The 24,185-nt window shown below is 58.5% G+C and carries 28 protein-coding genes; 11 read left to right on the forward strand and 17 right to left on the reverse strand.

Annotated elements, in window-relative coordinates; all coding sequences use genetic code 11:
• Positions 1–31: 31 nt before the first annotated feature.
• A complete protein-coding gene (gene rsmI, locus QMM04_RS07590) occupies positions 32–895 on the reverse strand; it encodes a 16S rRNA (cytidine(1402)-2'-O)-methyltransferase (RefSeq protein WP_058759850.1) in 864 nt (287 codons plus the stop codon).
• Positions 896–957: 62 nt separating this feature from the next.
• Here rsmI and QMM04_RS07595 point away from each other — a divergent pair, with 62 nt between their 5' ends.
• Genes QMM04_RS07595 through dolP form a run of 4 tightly spaced genes read left to right on the forward strand, consistent with a single transcriptional unit; the run spans position 958 to position 4,545 of the window.
• Positions 958–3,003: a penicillin-binding protein activator gene (locus QMM04_RS07595; protein ID WP_282995927.1), complete on the forward strand. Its 2,046-nt coding sequence runs from the start codon at positions 958–960 to the stop codon at positions 3,001–3,003.
• The gene (locus QMM04_RS07600) at positions 2,961–3,356 is read left to right on the forward strand and encodes a YraN family protein (RefSeq protein WP_282995928.1); all 396 of its coding nucleotides are present in this window, start codon (positions 2,961–2,963) and stop codon (positions 3,354–3,356) included. Before QMM04_RS07595 ends, QMM04_RS07600 begins: the two co-directional genes overlap by 43 nt.
• Positions 3,357–3,370: 14 nt before the next feature.
• Positions 3,371–3,958 carry a DnaA initiator-associating protein DiaA gene (gene diaA, locus QMM04_RS07605; protein ID WP_021509716.1) on the forward strand — a complete coding sequence of 196 codons (588 nt, stop codon included), beginning with the start codon at positions 3,371–3,373 and terminating at the stop codon, positions 3,956–3,958.
• A 14-nt stretch (positions 3,959–3,972) separates the two neighbouring features.
• A complete protein-coding gene (gene dolP, locus QMM04_RS07610) occupies positions 3,973–4,545 on the forward strand; it encodes a division/outer membrane stress-associated lipid-binding lipoprotein (RefSeq protein WP_021509717.1) in 573 nt (190 codons plus the stop codon).
• A 30-nt stretch (positions 4,546–4,575) separates the two neighbouring features.
• Here the strand turns inward: dolP and QMM04_RS07615 are convergent, their stop codons facing one another.
• Positions 4,576–5,277: a pirin family protein gene (locus tag QMM04_RS07615; RefSeq protein WP_031280148.1), complete on the reverse strand. Its 702-nt coding sequence runs from the start codon at positions 5,275–5,277 to the stop codon at positions 4,576–4,578.
• Positions 5,278–5,406: 129 nt separating this feature from the next.
• Here QMM04_RS07615 and QMM04_RS07620 point away from each other — a divergent pair, with 129 nt between their 5' ends.
• Positions 5,407–6,306 carry a LysR family transcriptional regulator gene (locus tag QMM04_RS07620; RefSeq protein WP_021509719.1) on the forward strand — a complete coding sequence of 300 codons (900 nt, stop codon included), beginning with the start codon at positions 5,407–5,409 and terminating at the stop codon, positions 6,304–6,306.
• A 245-nt stretch (positions 6,307–6,551) separates the two neighbouring features.
• Here the strand turns inward: QMM04_RS07620 and QMM04_RS07625 are convergent, their stop codons facing one another.
• The 11 genes from QMM04_RS07625 to pmbA all read right to left on the reverse strand — a co-directional run bounded on the left by QMM04_RS07625 (position 6,552) and on the right by pmbA (position 16,089).
• Complete coding sequence (locus QMM04_RS07625; RefSeq protein ID WP_021509720.1) at positions 6,552–8,462, reverse strand: PRD domain-containing protein; 1,911 nt, start codon at positions 8,460–8,462, stop codon at positions 6,552–6,554.
• A gap of 24 nt (positions 8,463–8,486) precedes the next feature.
• Positions 8,487–9,224, reverse strand: coding sequence for a KDGP aldolase family protein (locus tag QMM04_RS07630; RefSeq protein WP_282995930.1), 738 nt, complete (start codon positions 9,222–9,224; stop codon positions 8,487–8,489).
• Positions 9,221–10,342, reverse strand: coding sequence for a DgaE family pyridoxal phosphate-dependent ammonia lyase (locus tag QMM04_RS07635; protein ID WP_058759854.1), 1,122 nt, complete (start codon positions 10,340–10,342; stop codon positions 9,221–9,223). Before QMM04_RS07635 ends, QMM04_RS07630 begins: the two co-directional genes overlap by 4 nt.
• A complete protein-coding gene (locus tag QMM04_RS07640) occupies positions 10,326–11,459 on the reverse strand; it encodes an amidohydrolase/deacetylase family metallohydrolase (protein WP_282995931.1) in 1,134 nt (377 codons plus the stop codon). The genes QMM04_RS07635 and QMM04_RS07640 overlap by 17 nt, the downstream gene beginning before the upstream one ends.
• 92 nt (positions 11,460–11,551) lie before the next feature.
• The gene (locus tag QMM04_RS07645; protein WP_021509724.1) at positions 11,552–12,199 is read right to left on the reverse strand and encodes a DUF4310 family protein; all 648 of its coding nucleotides are present in this window, start codon (positions 12,197–12,199) and stop codon (positions 11,552–11,554) included.
• Between the two features lie 12 nt (positions 12,200–12,211).
• Complete coding sequence (locus QMM04_RS07650; protein ID WP_021509725.1) at positions 12,212–12,988, reverse strand: DUF4311 domain-containing protein; 777 nt, start codon at positions 12,986–12,988, stop codon at positions 12,212–12,214.
• 25 nt (positions 12,989–13,013) lie between these two features.
• Positions 13,014–13,310 carry a DUF4312 family protein gene (locus tag QMM04_RS07655; protein ID WP_021509726.1) on the reverse strand — a complete coding sequence of 99 codons (297 nt, stop codon included), beginning with the start codon at positions 13,308–13,310 and terminating at the stop codon, positions 13,014–13,016.
• Positions 13,311–13,312: 2 nt separating this feature from the next.
• Entirely contained in the window at positions 13,313–13,669 is a 357-nt protein-coding gene (locus QMM04_RS07660; RefSeq protein WP_021509727.1) for an SFCGS family glycine-rich protein, read from the reverse strand.
• A gap of 19 nt (positions 13,670–13,688) precedes the next feature.
• Entirely contained in the window at positions 13,689–14,027 is a 339-nt protein-coding gene (locus QMM04_RS07665) for a glycine dehydrogenase (protein ID WP_010617110.1), read from the reverse strand.
• A gap of 263 nt (positions 14,028–14,290) precedes the next feature.
• On the reverse strand, positions 14,291–14,677 hold the full coding sequence (gene cybC / locus QMM04_RS07670; protein ID WP_104093859.1) for a cytochrome b562: 387 nt from the start codon (positions 14,675–14,677) through the stop codon (positions 14,291–14,293).
• Between the two features lie 71 nt (positions 14,678–14,748).
• On the reverse strand, positions 14,749–16,089 hold the full coding sequence (pmbA, locus tag QMM04_RS07675; protein ID WP_058775743.1) for a metalloprotease PmbA: 1,341 nt from the start codon (positions 16,087–16,089) through the stop codon (positions 14,749–14,751).
• 115 nt (positions 16,090–16,204) lie between these two features.
• On the opposite strand from pmbA, the gene yjgA reads away from it, so the two are divergent.
• Positions 16,205–16,747, forward strand: coding sequence for a ribosome biogenesis factor YjgA (yjgA, locus tag QMM04_RS07680; RefSeq protein WP_058759857.1), 543 nt, complete (start codon positions 16,205–16,207; stop codon positions 16,745–16,747).
• Positions 16,748–17,004: 257 nt separating this feature from the next.
• On the opposite strand, the gene mpl is transcribed toward yjgA, so the two are convergent.
• Positions 17,005–18,360: a UDP-N-acetylmuramate:L-alanyl-gamma-D-glutamyl-meso-diaminopimelate ligase gene (gene mpl, locus QMM04_RS07685; RefSeq protein ID WP_282995932.1), complete on the reverse strand. Its 1,356-nt coding sequence runs from the start codon at positions 18,358–18,360 to the stop codon at positions 17,005–17,007.
• 168 nt (positions 18,361–18,528) lie between these two features.
• Here mpl and fbp point away from each other — a divergent pair, with 168 nt between their 5' ends.
• Positions 18,529–19,536: a class 1 fructose-bisphosphatase gene (fbp, locus tag QMM04_RS07690; protein WP_021509731.1), complete on the forward strand. Its 1,008-nt coding sequence runs from the start codon at positions 18,529–18,531 to the stop codon at positions 19,534–19,536.
• 176 nt (positions 19,537–19,712) lie between these two features.
• Here fbp and QMM04_RS07695 read toward each other — a convergent pair whose 3' ends face one another.
• The gene (locus QMM04_RS07695; protein WP_021509732.1) at positions 19,713–19,976 is read right to left on the reverse strand and encodes a helix-turn-helix transcriptional regulator; all 264 of its coding nucleotides are present in this window, start codon (positions 19,974–19,976) and stop codon (positions 19,713–19,715) included.
• Positions 19,977–20,067: 91 nt separating this feature from the next.
• Here QMM04_RS07695 and QMM04_RS07700 point away from each other — a divergent pair, with 91 nt between their 5' ends.
• A complete protein-coding gene (locus QMM04_RS07700; RefSeq protein ID WP_021509733.1) occupies positions 20,068–20,358 on the forward strand; it encodes a helix-turn-helix transcriptional regulator in 291 nt (96 codons plus the stop codon).
• 97 nt (positions 20,359–20,455) lie between these two features.
• On the opposite strand, the gene QMM04_RS07705 is transcribed toward QMM04_RS07700, so the two are convergent.
• Entirely contained in the window at positions 20,456–22,015 is a 1,560-nt protein-coding gene (locus QMM04_RS07705; protein WP_282995939.1) for a methyl-accepting chemotaxis protein, read from the reverse strand.
• Between the two features lie 172 nt (positions 22,016–22,187).
• Here QMM04_RS07705 and QMM04_RS07710 point away from each other — a divergent pair, with 172 nt between their 5' ends.
• The 3 genes from QMM04_RS07710 (at position 22,188) to ppa (ending at position 23,749) form a co-directional block, all read left to right on the forward strand.
• A complete protein-coding gene (locus QMM04_RS07710; RefSeq protein ID WP_104188206.1) occupies positions 22,188–22,601 on the forward strand; it encodes a lysozyme inhibitor LprI family protein in 414 nt (137 codons plus the stop codon).
• A 67-nt stretch (positions 22,602–22,668) separates the two neighbouring features.
• Positions 22,669–23,118 (forward strand): DUF441 domain-containing protein, encoded by a 450-nt coding sequence (locus QMM04_RS07715; protein WP_021509736.1) that lies wholly within the window; start codon positions 22,669–22,671, stop codon positions 23,116–23,118.
• A 100-nt stretch (positions 23,119–23,218) separates the two neighbouring features.
• The gene (ppa, locus tag QMM04_RS07720) at positions 23,219–23,749 is read left to right on the forward strand and encodes an inorganic diphosphatase (RefSeq protein ID WP_039331418.1); all 531 of its coding nucleotides are present in this window, start codon (positions 23,219–23,221) and stop codon (positions 23,747–23,749) included.
• Between the two features lie 80 nt (positions 23,750–23,829).
• On the opposite strand, the gene QMM04_RS07725 is transcribed toward ppa, so the two are convergent.
• A complete protein-coding gene (locus QMM04_RS07725) occupies positions 23,830–24,183 on the reverse strand; it encodes a gamma-glutamylcyclotransferase (protein ID WP_031280151.1) in 354 nt (117 codons plus the stop codon).
• Positions 24,184–24,185: the final 2 nt, after the last annotated feature.

Below are 24,185 nucleotides of genomic sequence, written 5' to 3' on the forward strand. Positions count from 1 at the left end.
CGCGGGATAATAGGCGATCCGCCCGCGTTTGTCACGCCTCTTGCTGCTCCAGCGCATACTTGTACAGGGCGTTTTTCTTAACCCCATGAATTTCCGCCGTCAGCGCCGCCGCCTTTTTCAGCGGCAGCTCAGCCTGCAGCAGCGCCAGCGTGCGCAGCGCCTCTGCCGGCAGCGTCTCTTCATCCGCTTTATGGCCTTCGACAATCAGCACCATCTCGCCCTTGCGGCGATTCTCATCCGCTTGCACCCACGCCAGCAATTCACCCACCGGCGCACCGTACAATGACTCCCAGGTTTTGGTCAGCTCCCGTGCCAGCACCACGTAGCGCGCCGCGCCCCATACGCTGACCATATCCTGTAGCGTATCCAGCACGCGATGGGTCGATTCGTAGAAAATCAGCGTGCGCGGCTCGTCACTCAGTGCACGCAGCGCATCGCAACGCCCTTTACTTTTGGCCGGCAGAAACCCTTCGTAACAGAAACGATCGGACGGTAATCCCGCCGCGCTCAATGCTGTGATCGCCGCGCAGGCACCGGGCAACGGCACCACGCGCACCCCGGCTTCGCGGCAACGACGCACCAGATGGTAGCCCGGATCGTTGATTAACGGCGTGCCCGCATCGGAAACCAGCGCAATGCTCTGGCCCTCCTGCAGCTTCGCTAACAGCACGTCGGCCTTCTGCTGTTCGTTATGGTCGTGAAGTGCGAACAGTCGCGCATTGATGGCGAAATGTTGTAGCAACAGCCCGGTATGACGTGTATCTTCCGCTGCGACCAGATCGACGCTCGCAAGCACCGTCAGCGCACGCTGCGTGATATCACCCAGGTTACCGATCGGGGTAGGAACGATATAGAGCGTGCTGGCAGAAATCTCTGCCCGATCGAGTTGTTTCATTGTTTCATCCGAATTGCCGATTTAATATTGAGCATCTTGAAAAAAACATCACTGGATACAGTATGCTTCCTTCGAAAGTCGTACGTCATAAAGCAGGACGCCTGGTCCCTGTTTTGCTCGCGGGCCTGATTCTGGCCGCCTGTAGCGGCCAGGGACCGCAGCAAACCTCAAGCGTAAACGTGCAGGGTCCTGCCACGGGCCGCTCTGACTATTATCTGCAGCAGGTGCAGCAAAGCAGCGATGATAGCAAGACCGACTGGCAATTACTTGCCATCCGTGCCCTGCTGAAGGAAGGAAAGTATCCGCAGGCGCAAAATCAGCTCGGTCAGCTGCCACAGCAGCTCTCTGACGTACAACAGCAGGAACTGCTGCTGCTGCGCGCCCAGCTGCAAATTGCCCAGCAGGATTTCAACGGTGCTCAGCAGCTGCTGGGACAGATAAAAGCCGCTGATCTGTCGCAGGATCAGCAGGTGCGCTACTACGCGCTGCAGATTGCCGCTGCGCAAAATCGTCCGTCGCTCGCGCTGCTGCGCGCCTATATTGCTCAGGAACCGCTGCTGAAAGGCGCCGATCACCAGAGCAATATTGACGCCACCTGGCAGGCGCTGACCCAGCTTACCCAGGATCAGCTCAACAGCGTGGTGATCAACGCCGACGAAAATACGCTGCAGGGCTGGCTCGACCTGCTGAATACCTGGCACGCCAACAGCCAGGATGCCCAGATGCTGAAAGCCGCCATTAGCGACTGGCAGACGCGCTATCCGCAAAACCCTGGCGCGAAAACCCTGCCGACCCAGCTCAGCCAGGTGCAGAACTTCACTAAAGCCTCGACCAGCACAATCGCGCTGCTGCTGCCGCTTAATGGTCAGGCGCAGGTGTTCGCCAGTGCCATCCAGAAAGGCTTTAACGATGCGAAAAACGGTGTGCTGACTGCGCCGGCAGCCCCTGCCGCACCGGCCAGCAGCGATGCCAGCGCCTCCACGCAACAGCCCGCCAGCACGGCAACGCCAGCCAATGGCGATGCCAACGCGGTGGTCAGTCCGTCGGCCGCGGCCATCACGCCGTCAGACAGCGCACAGCCGCAGCAGCCCGCCGCACAGCCAGCCGTCGCGCAGCCTGCCAGCAGCGCCCAGGTGAAAGTGTATGACACCAGCAACCAGCCGATTGCTCAGGTGATGCAGCAGGCGCAGCAGGATGGTGCCACCCTGGTGGTTGGTCCGCTGCTGAAAAATAACGTGGAACAGGTCGCCAACAGCCAGACACCGCTGAACGTGCTGGCGCTCAACGAGCCAGAGCAGATCCAGAACCATCCGAATATTTGCTATTTTGCGCTTTCTCCTGAAGACGAAGCGCGCGATGCCGCGCACCATATCTGGGATCAGGGCAAACGCCAGCCGTTGTTGCTGATGCCGCGCAGCAGCTATGGCGACCGCGTGGGCAAAGCGTTTGCGCAGGAGTGGCAGAAGCTGGGCGGCGCAACCGTGCTGCAGCAGCGTTTCGGCGGCGTGGGCGAGCTGAAACAGGGCATCAACAGCGGTGCCGGTATTGCACTGAGCGGCACGCCGCTGACGGTCCAGCCGGACCAGCCGCAGGGCGTGGCGGTCGCCGGTCTGACGATTCCGGCACCGCAGACCAGCACTCCTGCACCTGAGAGCGCCAGCAGCAGCGGCAGCGTTGATGCGGTTTACATTATTGCCACTCAGGACGAACTGCAGCTGATCAAGCCGATGATTGCCATGCGCACCAGCAGCCGCAATAACATCGCCCTGTATGCCAGCTCGCGCAGCGCGCAGGCCGGTGCCGGTCCGGACTTCCGGCTGGAGATGGATGGCCTGCAGTTCAGCGATATTCCGCTGCTGTCCGGTGCCAATCCGGGCCTGATGCAGCAGGCGGCGCGCAGTTTCAACAACGACTATTCGCTGGTACGCCTGTATGCGATGGGCATTGATGCCTGGACGCTGGCGAACCAGTTTAACCAGATGCGTCAGGTACCGGGCTTCGCCATTGATGGCAATACCGGCAAGCTGAGCGCCGACACGGATTGCGTGATCAACAGGAAGTTGGCATGGAACCAGTATCGTCAGGGACAAATCGTTCCGGTGCAGTAAACCGCCAGCGCCTCGGCGCTGAGCAGGAGCAGCAGGCGCGTCGCTACCTTGAGCGCGCCGGACTGCAGTGGGAAGCCAGCAATGTGCGCTGCCGCAGCGGGGAAATCGACCTGATTATGCGCGACGCGGATTGCTGGGTGTTTGTTGAAGTGCGCTATCGGCGCGATGCACGTTTTGGCGGCGCGGCTGCCAGCGTGACGCGCCAGAAACAACAAAAGCTGCTGCGTACCGCTGCGCTGTGGTTGCTGGCACGCGGCGGCAGTTTTGATACGGTGAATTGCCGTTTTGACATCATTGCCATTACCGGGCGTGAGCTGGAATGGCTGCCCGATGCCTTTAATGCCGATGGATAGAACCAGGTGGTCTTGTGCAGGACAGAATTAAAGCGTGTTTTACCGAGAGTATTCAGACGCAAATCGCCGCAGCCGAAGCGCTGCCAGATGCGATTTCCCGCGCCGCGATGACGCTGGTGCAGTCACTGCTGAACGGCAACAAAATCCTCAGCTGCGGTAACGGCGCCTCGGCGGCTAACGCCCAGCATTTTGCCGCCAGCATGATTAACCGTTTTGAGACCGAGCGTCCCAGCCTGCCGGCGCTGGCGCTGAGTGCGGACAATGTGATGCTGACGGCAATCGGTAACGACCGTCTGCACGACGAAATTTATGCCAAGCAGGTTCGTGCGCTTGGACAGGCCGGCGACGTTCTGCTGGCCATCTCCACCCGTGGCAACACCCGCGATATTGTTAAAGCGGTGGAAGCTGCGGTTACCCGCGATATGACTATCGTCGCGCTGACCGGCCATGACGGCGGTGAGCTGGCGGGCCTGCTGGGTCCGCACGATGTGGAAATTCGCATTCCGTCACATCGCAGCGCACGCATTCAGGAGATGCATATGCTGACGCTGAACTGCCTGTGCGATTTGATTGATAACACCTTGTTCCCACACCAGGAATGACTGAAGGAGCTCAAATGAAAGCATTGAACGCTATCGCCATTCTGTTAACCGCCATGCTGCTGCAGGGCTGCGTGGCGGTTGTCGCCGGCGGCGCTGCGGTCGCCACCAAAACCGCTACCGACCCACGTACCGTGGGCACGCAGGTTGATGACGGCACGCTGGAGCTGCGCGTCACTAACGCGCTGGCAAAAGATGAGCAGATCAAAAATCAGGCGCGCGTGGTCGTGACCGCGTATCAGGGCAAAGTACTGCTGACCGGTCAGGCACCGTCAGCCGATCTCGCCAGCCGGGCGAAACAGATCGCCATGGGCGTTGATGGCGCGACAGAGGTGTATAACGAGATTCGCACCGGGCAGAAAGTGAGCCTCGGCACGTCTTCATCAGATACGTGGATCACCACCAAAATCCGCTCGCAGCTGCTGGGCAGCGATCAGGTGAAATCGTCCAACGTGAAAGTCACCACTGAGAACGGGGAAGTGTTCCTGCTGGGTCTGGTAACGCAGGAAGAAGCGAAGGCAGCAGCGGATATCGCCAGCCGTGTCAGCGGCGTGAAGCACGTCACCACCGCCTTTACCATTCTGAAATAATGCCACAGGCGGCCAGCAGGGCCGCCTTTTTTATACCGGAATATCAATCACCAGCGCGCGCAGCGGCGTTTCCGCCTGCAGCGTAATCTGCGCCTCTTCACTGACAAACGCCCCATCACCACAGCGCAGCTGCTCCTGATGCGCACTGCTGGCCCGTACCTCAAGCGCACCGTGAATCGACTGCAAATAGGCGCGCGGTCCGTGCAGCGCCAGGCTGTACTGCTCGCCCGGTGCCAGCGTGACCTGATGTACCCACACCTGCTGGCGCAGCTGCAAACTGCCGTCCGCGCCATCCGGTGACGCAATCAGTACATGGGTTTGCTGCGGCAGCGCGCGTTTTTGCAGCAGCGGATTTTCCCGTTCCGGACAGGCGGCCAGCCACAGCTGCATGCGCGTCAGTGGGCGATCCTTGCTGATATTGTGTTCGCTGTAATTGACGCCCTGGCGAGCCGACAGCAGCATCGCTTCGCCCTCGCGCGCCACCAGGTGATTGCCTTCGCTGTCGCGGTATTCGGCTTCACCCTGCAGCACCAGGTTGAGCACATCCACCTGCGGATAGGTGCGCGGCTGAAATGCCGCACCGGGTGCCAGCACTTCCTGATTCAGCACGCGCAGCGAGGCGTAGCCCATCAGCTGGGGATCAAAATAGTGGCCAAATGAGAAGCTATAGCGCGCCTGCAACCAACCGAAATCGGCCTGGCCACATGCGGACGCGCAGCGGGTTGTCATCATGCTTTACCTCCGACGCACTGCGGTGAGAATCCACCACAGGCTTTATACGTCAATGGTAAAAGGCTGGACGCCGGATTGTTAGCCAGTTAATCTGCCTGGCATATTCAAATTTACTGACAGAGAGTCGGCATGGCTAAAGAGCGCGCGTTAACCCTGGAAGCTTTACGTGTGATGGATGCTATTGACCGTCGCGGCAGCTTCGCCGCTGCGGCCGACGAGCTGGGACGCGTGCCATCGGCGCTGAGCTACACCATGCAGAAGCTGGAAGAGGAGCTGGATGTGGTGCTGTTTGACCGCTCCGGCCATCGCACCAAATTCACCAACGTCGGGCGAATGCTGCTGGAACGCGGCCGCGTGCTGCTGGAAGCCGCCGATAAACTCACCACCGATGCCGAAGCGCTGGCGCGCGGCTGGGAAACCCATCTGACCATCGTGGCCGAAGCGCTGATCCCGACCGAGCTGCTGTTCCCGCTGGTAGAGAAGCTGGCCGAGAAAGCCAATACGCAGATTTCGCTGGTCACCGAAGTGCTGGCGGGCGCGTGGGAGCGACTGGAGCAGGGGCGCGCCGACATCGTGATCGCGCCGGATTTACATTTTCGCGCCTCCACCGAAATCAACACGCGCAAGCTGTACAGCATTATGAGCGTGTATGTTGCCAGTCCGGATCACCCGATTCATCAGGAAGCCGAGCCGCTGTCCGAGGTCACGCGCGTTAAGTATCGCGGCATCGCTGTGGCGGACACCGCGCGCGAACGTCCGGTGTTGACGGTGCAGCTGCTGGACAAACAGCAGCGTCTGACGGTCAGCAGCATGGATGATAAACGCCGCGCGCTGCTGGCGGGTCTCGGCGTAGCGACCATGCCCTATCCGATGGTGGAGAAAGATATCGCCGAAGGCCGCCTGCGCGTCGTCAGCGCCGAGTATACCCGTGAGGTGGATATTATTATGGCGTGGCGCCGCGATAGCATGGGTGAAGCCAAAGCCTGGTGCCTGCGTGAGATTCCGAAACTGCTGGCGAAACGCGGCTGATTGTGGGGGCTGGCGGCGTTTCGCCCTCACCCCAGCCCTCTCCCGCACGCGGGAGAGGGAGCCGTCCGAACGTGGTTTTAAGAGGGAATCTAAGAAGGAGTCGTCCGGGCGTGGTTTGAGGGCCAGAATTCAGTCAATCCACCGGGCGCTGAGGATCAGCGCCTGAACTCACTCACCGCTGGATCGGTCCCCTCGCCCGCTTGCGGGAGAGGGTTAGGGTGAGGGACAAACCGCACCCATCCCCATCACAACCGGCTCAGACAATCCATCGCCACCGCTTTAAAGCTGACGAAATCAGCGCAGTCGCGCAGTCTTGTCACCGCCCTTTCGCGCAGGAAGGTGACAAACAGATCGTAAATCGCCATCGCCTCCTCATATTCGCTCTTACTGATCGCCAGCAGAAAAATTACCGAAGCCGTCTCATCGCCCCAGCTCACGCCGTGCGGTGCCAGCACGGTATAAACCACGGTTTTTTTAGCCAGTAATCCCAGCGAGTGTGGCAGCGCAATCCCTTCGCCCAGCATGGTACTGACAATCGCTTCACGCTCTTCAACCGAAGGATAAAAATCAGCATCGACATAGCCCTCCGCCTCGAGCCGATCGCACAGCAGGCGGAACAGCGCCGACTGGCTCATTGGCCGGTCGAGCACCATGAAATGCTGCGCGTCGAAGTACTTCTCCAGCATGTAAGGCCGGGTGCGATCCACCAGCACCAGCTTGCCGAGCTGTTCCAGCTGAAACTCCGTAGGGAATGGCGACATCATCACTACCGGCTTGTTCTTCTCGCTGAGCCGCGCGGTTGAAATAACAAAATCTTCATCAATGTGCGCACGCACTTCGTAGTCGCGCTGCGACAGCCGCGCCGTCACCACCAGCTGCGGATATTTGCGCAGCAGCAGCGCCTCGATCATGCGCAGCGTGGAGTTGCCGCTGTCGCAGACCAGCAACACCTGCGGGTGTCGCTGGTAGCCGACATCGTAATGTCGCTCCAGCCCGACGCCGATGTGCAGTACCAGAAAGCCAATTTCGTTTTCGCTGATGGTATACGGCGTGTATTTGCCCCAGCTGGTGACGGCCGCCAGCGTTACATCGTAGGCCATCGGATAGTGCTGTTTGATGTTACTCAGCAGCGGATTGGGAATGTGAATTTGATAGCGCACACGGGTGATCATGGTTTTGATATGCGTGAGCAGATCGGCGCGCAGCTGCTCATCCTGCTGCAGCCGGTAGTTGTAATGGGTGTTGATGTAGTTAAGCAGGTAATCCACCAGCGCATCCGCGTCATCCGCATTGATGGTGCTGGGAGCCAGCGCCTGAATCTGCCGCGCCGCAATATTGACGCGCAGCCAGTTCTCTTCCGCCTGCGAGATGCCTTTGCCCACCAGCGGGCGCATCAGATTAACCAGATCGTGCGCCGCCTCGCGTATCTCCTCGCCGACATCCTCCGCGCCGGGATCGCTGAGCGGGAAGCCTTCGCTGATGCGGCGCACCGCCACCGCGCAGTAAATCAGCAGATAGCGCTCGCCTTCATCGCTCAGCCGGATGGCATGCTGCGTGAAGCACTGCGCCAGCAGCGGCTGCAGCTGCGCCAGCATGCCGCTGTGCAGCGCCTCGACCGTCAGCAGCGGGCTGTCCGGCGTCTGCTGGTCGATTTGCCACAGCAGATCGGTCAGGCAGGTGCGAATCGCCGCCTCGCTGCCAAACAGTTTCATACCGTAGCGCGGCTTGGTTTCGATGTTGAGATGATAGCGGCCCAGCCACTCGCGCACTTCCGCCATATCGCTCTGCAGCGTGGCGCGGCTGACGAACCACTCTTCCGACAGATCTTCCAGCTTGAGCGAATACGCGGCGGTGAGAAAGCGGCTCAGCAAATAGCGCACCCGATCCTGCGAGGTGCGCGGCACCCGCAGCGGTGCCGCACTCTCCTGCTGCAGGCGGCCGAAGCGCACCGCGTCGTCGATTTTTAGCTGATAGCCCGCGCCGCGCGCCAGCACGAACTGAGCGCCGTGCTGTTCCAGCAGCGCATTGAGCGCGGTGATGTCGGTGCGCACCGTGCGCGTTGAAACGGAAAAACGCCGCGCCAGCTCATCCTGTGGCAGCGTTTCGCTTTGCAGCGCCGCGAAGAGTTGAGCTAAACGCTGATTGGGAAATCTCACGGAGCCTCACCTGTTACTCATTTGTTACAGCAGTTTCTTGCACGTTGCCAGAAGCTGACGCACATCGTCAATGCGCGTGTCGCCGCTGGCGCTATCAATAATCGAGCTGTAAACGTGCGGGATGACTTTACTGACCCCGGCCTCCAGAGCAATCCGCACGATCTCTTCGAAATTATTGAGATCGATACCGCCGGTCGGTTCCAGCCAGAAATCATGGCGCGCACAGGCGTCCGCCACCGCGCGATACTCCTCCACCGCTTTCAGGCCGCCCATCGGGAAATACTTCACCGAACTGCCGCCCATATCCTGCAGCATGGCGATCGCCGTGGCGATCGGCACAATACCGTCCGCCGCCTGCGAACTGCGCGGACCGGTGGAGATTTTCACCTTGCCCGGCGTGCCGGTTGGTGAAACCAGACCGTTCACGATAGTGTGTGGCTGTCCGAGCAGCGCGCGGCTGGTGGCCACGCCGGTAAAGACCTGATTAACGTGCTGCGGCTGCAGTTCCGCCGAGATTTCACTGACCATCGCCGACTGATTCGGGTCGCCCGCACCCAGCCCGACCGACAGCGCATTATCAATCAGCGCCGCGTACTCGCGCATATCGGCAATCGCGGCCTCATTCGAGGCGTAGTTTTTCGACAGAACGCCGACCAGCACATGCCCTTCTGCCGCCTGCCAGATCGCCTGCGCATTCTGCTTTGAACCGGCCAGCACGTTGAGGCACAGACGGCCCTGATAGAAATTGGGGTTGAGATTCATGCGCGTTTTCCTCCGCTGAGCAGCGCCTGGATGCGGCTAAAGATGATGTGCAGCTGTTCCGCGCTGACGCTGCGCACATCCGCTTCGATAATGCCTTCGTTGGCTTTATAGCCGCGGAAATAGATGGCGATGTCGCCGTTTTTCAGCGCCTGCACCAGCTCGCCGGTCGGCCAGCCCGTCACCGCTTCATCAAATTTGATCTCAGCGCGGGCGATGTCACGACCGGCCGCATCCCACACCACGCGCGCGCTGACGCCGTTCAGCGTATTGAGGTTATCGATAAAGGGCGTCATCTTCGCCACCATGTCGGCACCGCTGGTTTTGCTCTGCAGCAGGTAGTTTTCAATCGCCTGAGTCAGACCGAGAATGCCCTCTTTGCCGACTTTCATCGCGCGGCCAATGCCGTTGCTCTGGCGTTTCACCCACTCGACGTACTGGCTGCGGCCAATCACAAGGCCGCTGGTTGGCCCTTCAATCGCTTTGGCACCGCTGTAGATCACCAGGTCGGCGCCCATCTGGTAATAGCACTGCAAATCCTCTTCGGCCGCCGCATCGACAATCAGCGGAATACCGTGTTTGCGCGCGACTACTGCCGCCTGTTCGACGCTGAGATGGCTTTTCTGCACACAGTGATGCGACTTGACGTACAGCAGCGCCGCGGTGGTCGGCGTGATGGCCGCCGCCAGCTGTTCTGGCGAGCACTCATTGCTGTAGCCGGCCTCAATAAGGCGTCCGCCGCCCAGCGCCACCATGCTGCCCACCGGCGCGCCGTAGTTCACGTTATGGCCTTTCGGCACCACGATGTCGTGCGGCACGCTGAGCGGCGCGGCGTGCAGGTTATCCAGCAGCCAGTCGTTATCTTTGACGATCACCGCCGCCACGCACTGGGCAATACCGGCCGAGGCGCAGGACACCACCACCGCGTTTTCGACCTCCAGCAGGCGCGCGATGTAGGCGCCGGTTTTATTAACCAGATCTTTGATCTCAAAGTAGTGATTGAGGCCATAGCTGACGGTATCCACCACGTCGGCGGACGGCGTCGACACGCCAAGAATGGTCATACGGCCGGAGGCGTTGATCACCTGTTTCAGGTCATATTTCTCATAAATCGAAGACATGATGCGCTTTCCCTTCCTCAGTCAGATGCCACTGGCCCGCGATCACCACGGCCAGCGGCAGCAAATGTTGCTCACCCGTGACCCGTTCGCCTTCAGCATCGACGAACGGGCGGGCTTCCTCTTTGACGGTAAAAATGGTCAGATCGGCGTCATAACCGGCGGTCAGATGACCTTTATCGGCCAGACGCAGACCCGCTGCGGCATTAACGGTGACGCAGGCGATCACCTGCGGCAGCGTCATGCCGATGGAGAAAAATTTCGACATCACGTGCGCCAGGCTGTGTACCGGGCCGTTGATGCGGTTGCGACAATAGATATCGGAGCTGATGGTGTCCGGCAGAATGCCCTGGGCAATCGCCTCGCGCGCCACCGCAAAACTGAAGCTGGCGCTGCCGTGGCCGATATCCAGCTTCACGCCGCGCGCGATCGCCTGCTTAACCGCCGCTTTCAGCTCGCCCTGCGGTGACAGAATGCGGTTCGGCTTGCCGTTGAAGCAGTGGGTGATGATGTCGCCGGAAGTGAGCAGCGCGGCGATCTCTTCCAGCACCGGCGGGTTGTTACCGATGTGCACCATCAGCGGCAGATTGCCCGCCGCCTGCTGAATGGCTTTGGCGCGCACCAGCGGCTGAATGCCGTTGTCGCCGACCACGCTACTGCTCATGCGTGCCTTCAGGCCGACAATAAAGTCCGGGCGACGCTGTACCGCCAGCACCACCGCTTCGCCATCGATCTGCGCCATATCGGCCAGCTCGTTCTGCGTGACGATGCCGGTGCGCGAGATGTTGATCAGCGCGCGCACTTCGGTCTTCGCGCTGCGCGTCAGCTGATAAAAGTCGTCGATGTGATCGGCACCGGTGCTGCCCGCATCCACCACGGTGGTGACGCCCTGCGCCACGCCAATCGCGTCGGCTTCGTCGTGGTAAATCGGTGATTTGGGATAGCAGTGTACGTGGCTGTCAATCCAGCCGGCGCTGACGTAGTAGCGGCCGCCGAGATCGCGCTCCTGTTGCGCTGCGCCGTCCACCTTACCGACCGCCGCGATTTTGCCGGCGTGAATCGCGATATCCACCAGCTGTTCATCACACAGACGCGCGCGGCGCAGAATCAGATCAAACATAAAACCCCCATTTACAGAGCGCACATGCCGTAGCGGCGCAATTTATTGCGCGATAAATCGCGCCGCTACGGGATTGTGCAGCCATTTCGCGCTTACAGCGAAACCGGGAAGATAGCGCCGAGCACCATGGCACCGAGAATTGCGCCGCCGGTAATCGGCTTGTTCCACAGGTAAAACAGCAGTGCACCGACCAGCGAACCGAGGCCGATCGGAATCGACGCCGCCATAGCAGACAGAATAATCAGTGGACCAAGGAAGCGACCGGAGGCATTCCCGGCGCCCATCATTACGTCCGCGCCGTAGGTGGAATCGCTCTGGTTGATGGTGAATTTACGCGCGAGGATAATCACGTAGCCAATCGCCACGCCAATCACCAGCCCGGTTGCCAGCGAGGCGGCAAAGTTCGCCACCGGAAACACGATACCGGCTCCCAGCAGCAGCGCTGGCACACCGAGGCCGACGCCGGTCTGAATCGCGCCGCCGATATCCAGAATCCCTACCAGCGAGCCTTCAATGATGCGCGCAAACAGGAAGCTGGCACCAAACGCCGCCACCGCGCCGTACACGCCGGTTTCCATGCCGGAGCGCAGCATCGAAACGAATGCCACTTCGTTAAAAGCACCGATGCCGTACAGGTAGTACATGTGCGTCCCGGCGAATACGCCGGAGGAGAGCAGGCCGACAAACAGCGGGAAAGACCAGTCGGCGTACCAGAACCCTTTGTTTTCGTTCTCGTTCATGCTGAAGGCTCCTTATTTGCCGCTCAGGCTGTTGTGGATCATGTCGAGCCAGCCAGGGATGCCGAGCTGGAAGGATTGCAGCAGTTTCACATCGAAGCCACGGAAGAAGCCGCTCAGCACAAACAGCAGAACAATCGCAGCCATCATCACTTTGGTGACTTTGTTCCAGCCGCTCTCTTCCACGCCTTTACCGATCAGAATGCCCAGCACCAGACCCGGCACGGCGTTACCCATGATCAACTGCGCCAGACCGCCAAAAATGGTTGCCCAGAAGCCCGATTTCTTACCGGCATCAATTGCCGCCAGCCAGAAGATCACCGGCATCACCGTGTTCACCAGCAGATTCGCCGCCGGCACCAGCACTTTTACTGCGGTCACCTGCAGCGCAGCCGGTACGGCAGAAGCGGTACTGTTCAGGAAGGCCACCACGATCATGCCGATGATGCCGCAGGCAATCGCCATGCGTTTCGGGTTATGCAGCGTTTCCGCGACATTGCGGTTCTTTACCATCAGTGCGGCCGCGCCCCAGTTCGGCAGAATGCGATGATCCACATCCTGCGTGAAGGAGCCCGCGGCAACGGAGGATGCCCAGGCGTTAAAGAAGAAGCCGAGACCAAAGGAGAAGTGCGAAGCCGGATCGCCCTCGCAGGAGTTGAGCTCGCCCAGCGTACGGAAGGCACCCATCCCCTGCGTGACGGGCGCGTGGAACATGCGCGCCGCGCCCGCTCCAACGCCCACGCCGACTAATCCACCTATGATCAACGACTTAAACAAAATGATTAAAAACATATTGTTACCCTTGTTGTCGTTATTCTTACGTTGCTGTGAAGGTCACGCTCTCGGTGTCGATCACAGTGACGCTGACAGTAATTTCCAGCTCCACGCTGTAATTCCGCCGTTCACGCGCGAGGAAGAAGAACAGAAATTTCTCCTTCCGCACGCTCTCCTGCGCGCGCAGCACCCGCACATCGAGCGGTTCAATGCGCAACAGAATTTTCTGGCTGGTGCGCAGCACCTGCTGCTGCACCTTGCTGAGCGCATCGGCGAAGGCTTTTGCTTTGCTGTCGCCTTTGCCCTGCACCGTGACCTGCGTCTCATACTGTTGTTTCATGCTTAGCTGCCGTGTTTTTTATTCCAGGCCTGAACCAGACGCTCACCCAGCTCTTCTTTATCCATGAAGCCAAAACCGAGCACGGTGGCGCCTTCGTTGATGGCGGTTACCCCTTCGTCCACCGAACGCATGCCGTGTTTGGCTTTGTAGCCGTACTTGTTCTGCGCGGTGATGGCACCGGCGCCGCCGCTGCCGCAGAAGGAGATGCCGAAATCAGCGTTTTCCGCCTTCATCACATCGCCCAGTTTCATATCCGCCGCCACGCCCGGCACCACTACTGCCCGGCCGCCGGCTTTTTCCACGCCAGCTGCCACTTTCTGTCCTTTACCCAGACGATCGCCAATCACTACCGTTACCATATTCCGTTCCTCTCTCAATTCATGCTTCGTTCGATTTCGCCACTTCGATATGCACCGACAGCAGCCAGGCTTCTTCGACAGGCAAATTGCCAAACAGATCCACCACCTGCTGCGCCAGCGCCATGGTCTCAGGCGAGATGTCCTCAAACAGTTCGGCTTCGACGTCCGGCAGCGCCTCTCCGGTGAGAGAACGTGCCGCCATGGCGCGGACATGTGAGGCCAGCATTTGCTGTTGCACCGCATTGGCTGCAATGTGGTGCGCGGCATACAGCGCCGCGATTTGATTCATCACCTTATCCGCCAGCGCCTGAATTGCCTCCGGCGTGCTCGGTTTCAGCGGGACAGCATCACTCCTCACCTTGTTACTCCTGTTTACAGCGGACAATGTCAGATAATTCGCGTTGAGAAGAAATTACGCTGTCCGCCTGGCGGTGTGGAGACGCAACATTTCCACCTCAAAGTGGAAATCCCACGGGCGACTGTGCGCCAGATCGCACGATGCACGAACTATGCGAGATCGCTCACGAAATGCGTGAAATGAGGTAAAAAGCGGGATAAAAACGGTGGAATGACGCAAGGCTGCGGCAGGAATAAGGCCAGCCTGCAGGCTGGCCCGGTTTATCAGCGGAATTTCTTATGGTTGGCGTTACGGATATCTTCCAGTTTCTTCGCTTCGGTTTTCGCCTCGTCCAGCTTGTTAGCCTGCGCCAGCTGGTCGACAACGTCGATCTGGGCAATCAGTGAGTCCAGACCGGCGTGGTAATCCTTGATCTGTGCGCTGTCAGCGCCCTGACCTTCCAGTTTTTCCGGCGTGGATTTTTTTGCATCCTGCGCAGCGGCACGCATCTTGCCCAGTGCAGCGTGCATTTCCTGCGCGTCAGAGGTTTTCTTAACGACACTCAGCCCGTCTTTCAGAGTATCCATATCCTGCTCCAGGTCAGCCGCGAACAGGCTGGCTGAGGAGAACAGCAACGACAAAGACAACACAGCAATCACATGCTTACGCATAACGTTTTCCTTTAATTATTATCAGGCGAAAAAAAGCAGCCGCTGTGGGCTGCTTTCATCAAGCGATGTCTTTATTGTCCGGCGATTTTCATCTCCGGCAGCAGCACCGATCCGCATTGTATATTGCTGCGCGTTTCAATGTCGTTACCGACCGTTACCATATTGAGCCACATATCTTTGAGGTTGCCCGCAATTGTGATCTCGCTCACAGGGTATTGAATTTCACCGTTTTCAACCCAGAAGCCAGCCGCACCGCGTGAGTAGTCGCCGGTCATGGCGCTGACGCTGGAACCCATCATCTCGGTAACGATCAAACCGCGCCCCATCTGCTTCACCAGATCGTCAAAGCTGTGGCCCTGACCGGCGATGCGCCAGTTATGAATGCCGCCCGCGTGGCCGGTGCTTTGCAGGCCAAGCTTACGCGCCGAATAGCTGGTCAGCAGCCAGTTCTGCAGCACGCCATCTTTCACGATTTCGCGCGCTTCGGTGCGTACGCCTTCGCTGTCGAACGGCGTCGACGCCAGCCCTTTCAGCAGGTGCGGCTTCTCTTCAATCGTCAGCCACGACGGCAGAATCTGCTGGCCCAGCGCGTCGAGCAGGAAGGTGGATTTACGGTAAACGCTGCTGCCGCTGATCATGCCCACCAGATGGCCGAACAGGCCGGTGGCCACTTCCGGCGCAAACAGCACCGGCGCTTTCATGGTCGGCAGCTTACGTGGCGAAAGACGTGCCAGCACGCGGCGCGCGCACTCCGCGCCCACCCAGTCGGCGCTTTGCAGATCGCCCATCGCGCGGCCAATGGTGTAGGCGTAGTCGCGCTCCATGTCACCATTGTGCTCGGCAATGACGCAGCTCGACAGCGAATGCCGGCTCGAGCAGTAGCTCTGCAGCATGCCGTGACTGTTACCAAAGACTTTGATACCGACGTGGCTGTTAAAGCTGCCCCCTTCGGTATTGGTGATGCGCTTATCAGCCTGCAGCGCGGCCTGCTCGGCTTGCGCGGCCAGCTCAATGGCGCGATCGGCGTCGATCTCCCACGGGTGATAGAGATCGAGATCCGGCGCCTCAAACGCCAGCAGATCGCGCTCGGCCGGCGCAGCACAGGGATCGGGCGAGGTGTAGCGCGCGATATCGATCGCCGCCTGCACGGTGCGTTTAATCGCGTCCGGGCTGAGATCGGTCGAGGAAGCACTGCCTTTGCGGTTTTGGTGATAGACGGTGATGCCAAGCGCGCCATCGCTGTTGAATTCGACGTTTTCCACTTCGCCGTAGCGGGTACTGACACCGATTCCGGTGGTTTTGGTGACCGCCACTTCTGCTCCGTCGGTGCTGGCTTGCGCCAGTTCCAGCGCCTGCGCGACAGCCTGTTCCAACACTTTACGTTGTTCTGCAACCTGAGTAGATACGTTCATCGACCTGCCGTCTAATCTTAAGTATGAATTTATTGAGTCTATCAGACTCAGAGAACAATTTCGCAGTCGCCCGATAAACTGGTAGGATTAGCCTCTTTTTTTAGGGAGCCAACAGATGACGAAGCAGCCCGAAGACTGGCTCGACGATGTGCCGGATAATCAGGAAGAAGAAGACGAAGAGATTATCTGGGTCAGTAAAAGTGAAATTAAACGCGACGCCGAGGAGCTGAAACGCCTGGGCGCCGAGTTAGTGGATTTAGGGAAAAACTCCCTGGATAAGATCCCGCTTGATGAACAGCTGCGTGACGCCATTGAACTGGCGCAGCGCATTAAGAAGGAAGGCCGCCGCCGCCAGCTGCAGCTGATTGGTAAAATGCTGCGTCAGCGCGACGAAGAGCCAATCCGCCTGGCGCTGGATAAGCTGAAGAACCGCCACAACCAGCAGGTTGCGCTGTTCCACAAGCTGGAGCAGCTGCGCGATCGGCTGATCGAACAGGGTGATGACGCGGTGGCGGAAGTGCTGAATCTCTATCCGCACGCTGACCGTCAGCAGCTGCGCAGTATGATCCGCAACGCGCAGAAAGAGAAAGCCGCTAGTAAGCCGCCAAAAGCCGCCCGCCAGATTTTCCAGTATCTGCGCGAGCTGGCTGAAGCGTAAGTCCGCTGCGGACGGTTGCCCTGCCCTCACCCTAACCCTCTCCCGCAAGCGGGAGAGGGGATATAAAGTACAGTGCCGGGTTAGAAGCAGAGTGCTGAAGCAGCTGAAGCACAGTGCTGAGGTAGCTGAAGCAGAATGCTGAGGTAGCTGAGGGCGAGCGCTGGATGTGACGTCCGCCCCGGACGGCCCCTTCTCCCGCTTGCGGGAGAAGGCTGGGATGAGGGCAGATCGCCTCTCGGCCCTGAACCGGCCACGCATTACTTACCTAACCGCTCCAGCAGTTTCTGATGAATCCCGCCAAAGCCGCCGTTGCTCATCACCAGAATCGAATCACCCGGCTGCGCCGCTTTAGCCACCATCTCCACCAGCGTATCAATGTCCGCGCTCCAGTGTGCCGGCTGAATGCAGGCTTCCGCAACGTCCGCGACCTGCCACGGAATGTGGTGCGGCTGGAACAGGAATACCTCATCGGCACGCCCTAACGAAGGGGCCAGTTCGTTCTTGCTCACGCCCATCTTCATGGTATTCGAGCGCGGCTCAAGCACCGCCAGAATGCGGGCGGTGCCGCCGATTTTACTGCGCAGCGCCGCCAGCGTAGCGAGAATCGCCGTTGGGTGATGGGCAAAATCGTCATACACCTTAATCGCGTTCACTTCGCCGCGTAGCTCGAGGCGACGACGCGCGTTAATGAAGCTGTTCAGCGCCTCTCCGGCATCGCACGGCTTCACGCCAACGTGACGTGCGGCGGCAATCGCCATCAGGCCGTTGTGCATGTTATGTTCGCCGACCAGCGCCCAGTTCACTTCCGCCACTTTCTCACCGTCGAGCCAGGCTTCCCAGCGCGAGGCATCCGGCACCAGCTTCTTCGCCTGCCAGCGACCGTTATCGCCCACGCTCTCCTGCTCGCTCCAGCAGCCCATCGCCATCACCTGCTTAATGTTGTGATCGTGTTCCGGCAGCAGGATCTTGCCCTGACCCGGCACGATGCGCACCAGATGGTGGAACTGCTTCTGGATCGCCCGCAGATCGTCGAAGATGTCGGCATGATCGAACTCAAGATTGTTGAGGATCAGGGTGCGCGGGCAGTAATGTACAAACTTGGAACGCTTGTCGAAAAACGCGCAGTCGTACTCATCCGCCTCGATGACGAAGAATGGACTTTTTCCTAATTTTGCCGATACGTCGAAGTTACCCGGCACCCCACCAATAATAAAGCCCGGTTCCAGGCCGCAGGCCTCGAGAATCCACGCTGCCATGCCGGCTGTGGTGGTTTTGCCATGGGTACCGGCCACCGCCAGCACCCAGCGATCGCGCAGCACGAAATCGTGCAGCCATTGCGGTCCGGAGAGGTAAGGAATGTTGCGTTCCAGCACCGCTTCCACGCACGGGTTGCCGCGCGTCATGGCGTTGCCGATGATCACCAGGTCCGGTGCCGGATCCAGCTGCGAGGCGTCGTAACCTTCAGTTAATTCAATGCCTTGCTGTTGCAGCAGCGTGCTCATCGGCGGATAGACATTGGCATCTGAACCGGTCACTTCGTGTCCGAGCGAGCGGGCCAGCATCGCCAGTCCGCCCATAAAAGTGCCACAAATCCCAAGGATGTGAATGCGCATAAAAAGATCCATTACTCAAAAGTTCGGCGCACAGTGTAACGCCGAGTCCGGAGGGAAGAAACGGATTAGGACTATGGTTTTTAAAGTTCAATCGGCTAAACTGCGTACGCATACGTTGGTAGCTTGTTACAGCTGCTGCCACTCCATCGTAGATTCAGGGAATGTGTTATGAAAACGTTAGGCGAATTCATCGTCGAGAAGCAACACGACTTTCCTCACGCCACAGGTGAACTGACGGCGCTGATTTCCTCCATTAAGCTCGGGGCTAAGATTATCCACCGCGACATCAACAAAGCGGGTCTGGTGGATATTCTTGGTGCCAGCGGCGTAGAGAACGTGCAGGGTGAGCAGCAGATGAAGCTGGATCTGTTCGCTAACGAAAAGCTGAAAGCGGCACTGAAGGCGCGCGGTGTGGTCGCGGGGATTGCTTCCGAAGAAGAAGATGAGTTTGTCATCTTTGAAGGTTCGGAGAACGGTAAGTACGTAGTATTGATGGACCCGCTGGATGGTTCCTCGAACATCGACGTTAACGTTTCCGTCGGCACCATTTTCTCGATTTATCATCGTATTAGTGAGCCAGGCACGCCAATCACTGAAGCCGATTTCATGCAACCGGGCCACAAGCAGGTTGCCGCAGGTTACGTGGTGTACGGTTCCTCAACCATGATGGTGTACACCACCGGCGTGGGCGTTCATGCCTTTACGTACGATCCGTCGCTCGGTGTGTTCTGCCTGAGCCACGAACGCATGACCTTCCCGGAAAAAGGCTACACCTACTCAATCAACGAAGGGAACTACATCCGCTTCCCGCAGGGCGTGAAAAAGTACCTGAAGTTCTGCCAGGAAGAAGATGTTTCAACGAAGCGCCCTTACACCTCGCGCTACATCGGTTCACTGGTGGCGGATTTCCACCGCAACCTGCTGAAAGGCGGCATTTATCTTTATCCCAGCACCGCCAGCCACCCGAAAGGCAAGCTGCGTCTGCTGTATGAATGCAACCCGATGGCCTTCCTCGCCGAACAGGCGGGCGGTAAAGCCAGCGACGGTAAAAACCGTATCCTCGATATTCAGCCGGAAACGCTGCACCAGCGCTGCCCGTTCTTCTGCGGTAATGATGCGATGGTCGACGACGTTGAACGCTTTATGCGTGAGTTCCCGGACGAACATCAGGCGTAAGTAAGCGGGCATTTAAAATGCCTGCGTGTGATGTTTGCCAGTAAATGATTTTCGGTCGCCATTAATGGCGACCCTACAGGTTGATGGCACGGTTTATGTTGGGTGCGCATTTATGCGCACCGGCATACAGAGATTAATTGCCACTTAATCGGCATTACGTCGGCGCCAAGACTTAATTATTTTTTATTTCTGATTCTTGCCTGACGATTAATTAATTCACCATTCTCCGCATAATAACGACTCGGCCAGATCTCAGCCGGCGAAATACCAATTGCTTCGGCAATAATTAATTCCCCTTTCGGCCACGGACGCGCCAGCGCGTTGGCTAACGTGGTGGAACATAATCCCGCCTGTCGGGATAACGCCGCCATTGAGGTTCCCTTTTTACGCAGCGCCGCAATGATATCGGCCGGATGCCAGTCTGACTTCGCATTATTCACGCAACTCTCCTTAGTTCGCTTATCCATTCCCGTAACGATACTACGTTACTCGTAGTATCTGACAAGCGCTAAATCTACGATTCTCGTAGTCATGAAACCGACCTCCTCGCTGCAAGACACTTTTTGTCGACGCCTGAAACAAGCGCGTCTGGCGAAAGGTTTGTCGCAGAAAGGATTGGGTATTGCCGCAGGGATTGAAGAGTTTTCTGCCAGCGCGCGTATTAATCGCTATGAACTGGGCGTGCATAAACCGGATTTATTAACGCTGCAATTACTGGCGCAGGTGCTGGAAGTGCCGGCAGCCTATTTTCTGGCGGAAGATGATCGGCTGGCCGCCATGATTCTGGCATTTCCAGCCGGTCTGAACAGCGGTGCACCATAAGACGCACCGCGTAAATTACCGCTTTATCTTCTCCCGCGTCGCCATCCATCAGGGCGAACACAGGCAACGTTACCGGTCATCCCTGACCACATCATAACTATGCCGCCTGCACGCGGAACTGTGCCATAGATGCCTGCAACTGCTGCGACTGCGCTTCCAGCGACTGCGTAGCGGCACTGGCCTGCTCCACCAGCGCGGCGTTTTGCTGCGCGGCTTCATCCATCTGCGTCACCGCCTGATTGACCTGCTCAATGCCGCGGCTCTGCTCTTCCGAGGCGATGGAGATCTCTTTCATTAGCGCGGTCACCCGCATCACTTCACTGGAGATCTCATCCATGGTTTCGCCGGCGCGCGTGGCCATGTCGCTGCCCTCTTTGACCCGCGTCTGTGATTCGCTGATCAACTCACGAATCTCTTTGGCGGCGCTGGCGCTGCGCCCGGCCAGGGTGCGCACTTCGTTGGCAACCACGGCAAAACCGCGCCCCTGCTCACCGGCACGCGCCGCTTCCACCGAGGCGTTGAGCGCCAGGATGTTGGTCTGGAACGCAATGCCGTCGATCACGCTGAGAATATCGGCGATCCGATCGGAACTGTGGGTGATCTCACGCATCTTCTCCATCACGTAGCACACCACTTCCGCGCCGCGGTCGGCGGTATCGGACACGCTACTGGCCAGCTGATTGGCCTGCTGCGCGTTACTGGCGTTAAGCCGGACGGTAGCCGTGAGCTGCTCCATGCTGGCGGCAGTCTGCTCCAGCGAGGCCGCCGACTCTTCCGTGCGCTGCGACAGATGCACCGTGCCCGCGGACAGCTCGCGGCTGCCGACGTCAATCTGCAGGCTGGCTTCACGCACCTGGCTGACCGAGTTGCGCAGCGCCAGCTGCATTCCCGTCAGCGCCTGGTTCAGACGGCCGATTTCGTTATTGGCCGCTGCCGGCAGCGGCTGTGACAGATCGCCGGCTGCAATCTGCTCCAGATGCTGGATCGCCCCGTCCAGCGGATGCAGTAGCGCGCGGCGCAGCAGCAGCCAGGCCAGCGCAATCAGCAACAGGGTCAGCGCGACGGCGACGCCAATCATGATCTTCATCTGCAGTTCATTGTGCGCCGCTGCCGCCAGACGTGCGGCAGAGACTTCGTCGGCATACAGACTGAAGTCGTTCACTGCCTTGGAATAGTTAGCCGCCAGCTGCGACAGGTTGCCTTCCAGCACCTGGTAATACTCATCGGTATACTGCTTTTGCAGCGCATCCATCATGGGTGCCATGGCACCTTTCTGATACGCGTTGAACGCGGCCGCGACCGCATCGGCGAGGCTTTTGCCCTGCGCGGTGACGGTACCGGCATCAATAAACGCGGTCAGATGGCGTTGCGAGCTGGCGACATCCGCCTGCGCCTGTTTGGTGACGGTCGCACCCTCGTCCAGCAGGCCGATTTCGATTTTGCGCACCGCCAGCGCGGCGCTGGCGCGGGCACGCATCAGATCGGCGTTGCTCTGATACAGGCTGTTGAGTTCAATGCCCTGAATACGGTTGATGGCGTCAAGTGACTGGTTGCCGGAATTGATGGCGTAGATGCCCATACCGCTCACTGCCAGCAGCAGCAGCGTCATAAAGGCCAGAAGAGAGAGTAAAGCCGTGCGTATAGATAGCTGTGTGATCATGATAATTCCCGTGCGCTTTAAAAAAGGGAGAATCCAGTAGCCCTAAAACGGAGAGATTATCGGCAGTGACCGGGGGAAACTTTATCCTTCATTGATGGTCAACCTGATTACGATCATCTACGCTTCAGATTTCCTGAAGTTCGTAGCGCTAAAAGCAAGGAATGTAACGATGAAAAAATGGCTTCCGCTCGCCTTTCTGTTCGCGTCCAGCGTGGCAATGGCACAGCAAAACCCTATCGATCAGCAGCTCAATCAATGCCTGAATAAAGAGTCCAGCACCGCCGGCATGTCGCAGTGCTACAGCACGGCCAATAAGGCGTGGGACAAAGAGATGAATGCGCAATATAGCCAGCTGATGAAGAAATTAACCGGTGAGCCCAAAGACAAACTGCGTAATGCGCAGCGCGCCTGGCTGGCCTACCGTGATAGCTGGACCGATGCCAGCCGCAGCTATTTCCTCAGCAGTCAGGGCTCCATGGCGGCGCTGTCAGTGGGCGCGCAGGGCGTCAGTCTGGTGCGCAACCAGGCGCTGATGCTGCAATCAATCAACAAAGGCAGTTGCGCCAATCCCGATGATTGTTGATAAATGGGGGCGTTAAACACGCTTAGCGCTGGCCACGGTCAGCGCGCCCATTATTCACGGAGAAACCATGGCTGCCTACGCCTCGACCCTCATTCTTATCTGCCTCGCCATCCTGAGCTACTTCGTCCACAACAGCGCCGTTACCATTTCGATTCTCATCCTGCTGGTGATTAAGCTCACGCCGCTGGCACAGTTCTTTCCCTACGTCGAAAAGCAAGGCATCCAGATTGGTATCATTATTCTCACCGTGGCCGTCATGGCACCGCTGGCAAGCGGCACGCTGCCGGCCTCGTCGCTGCTGAAATCCTTTGCTAACTGGCAATCCATTGTGGCGATTATCGTTGGCGTATTTGTTGCCTGGCTCGGCGGTCGCGGCGTCAGTTTAATGAGCGTGCAGCCGTCGGTGATTGGCGGGTTGCTGATTGGCACGGTGATTGGTGTGGCGTTCTTTCGCGGCGTGCCGGTCGGGCCGCTAATCGCCGCAGGGATTGTGTCGCTGTTTGTCACCACGAAGTAGCCTGCTGGACCATTCCGAAACGCCAAAAAGGGGGCATACTTTCAGAGTCAGTTGGCTATAATAGCCGTCACTCAACATACGACCAATGAAGGAAAGCCAGATGAGTTTGAACCAGGTGCCTGCAGGTAAAGAACTGCCAGAAGATATCTATGTCGTTATCGAGATCCCAGCTAACGCCGATCCGATCAAATATGAAGTGGACAAAGAGTCTGGCGCCCTGTTTGTAGACCGTTTCATGTCTACCGCCATGTTCTATCCGTGCAACTACGGTTACATCAACCACACCCTGTCTCTGGATGGTGATCCGGTTGACGTGCTGGTACCAACCCCGTATCCGCTGGTGCCGGGCTCAGTGATTCGCTGCCGTCCAGTTGGCGTGCTGAAAATGACCGACGAGTCTGGCGAAGATGCCAAACTGGTTGCGGTTCCGCATACCAAACTGAGCAAAGAATACGATCACATCAAAGATGTGAACGACCTGCCAGAACTGCTGAAAGCGCAGATCACCCACTTCTTCGAGCACTACAAAGATCTGGAAAAAGGCAAATGGGTGAAGGTTGACGGCTGGGACAACGCGGAAGCGGCTAAAGCTGAAATCATCTCCTCTTTCGAGCGCGCACAGAAGAAGTAAGTTTTCTGTCAGCGCTGTCGCATCGCTATATACGGCGATCGGCAGATAAAAAAACACCGCCCACTGAGCGGTGTTTTTATTTACGCTTCTGCGGCGTCATCGCGCCGTAACCAGTCGCCACTCGCGATGCGGGTGCGACCGGCAATCGAACGCTGATACACGTACAGCCAGGCGCTGCCGTAGGGCGTCTGGATCAGCTGGCGCTTATACTCGCCGTTCTTGCTGCGCAAGGCATCCAGCTCGCCGAGGGTACTGGCGTCGATGCGATACACTTCGCAGTACACCGTGCCGTCCCCCTCAACCACGCCCGGATAGTGACCGAGATTGTAGAGCGCAAACCCTTCAATCTGATGGTCGCCGAGCCATTGCGCATTGGTCATCCAATGACTATTTCCCTGTTTGCGCCGTAAACTGCCGTAGACAATTATTCGCATTG

The organism is Pantoea sp. Pa-EAmG, assembly GCF_030024295.1.
GTDB lineage: Bacteria > Pseudomonadota > Gammaproteobacteria > Enterobacterales > Enterobacteriaceae > Pantoea > Pantoea dispersa.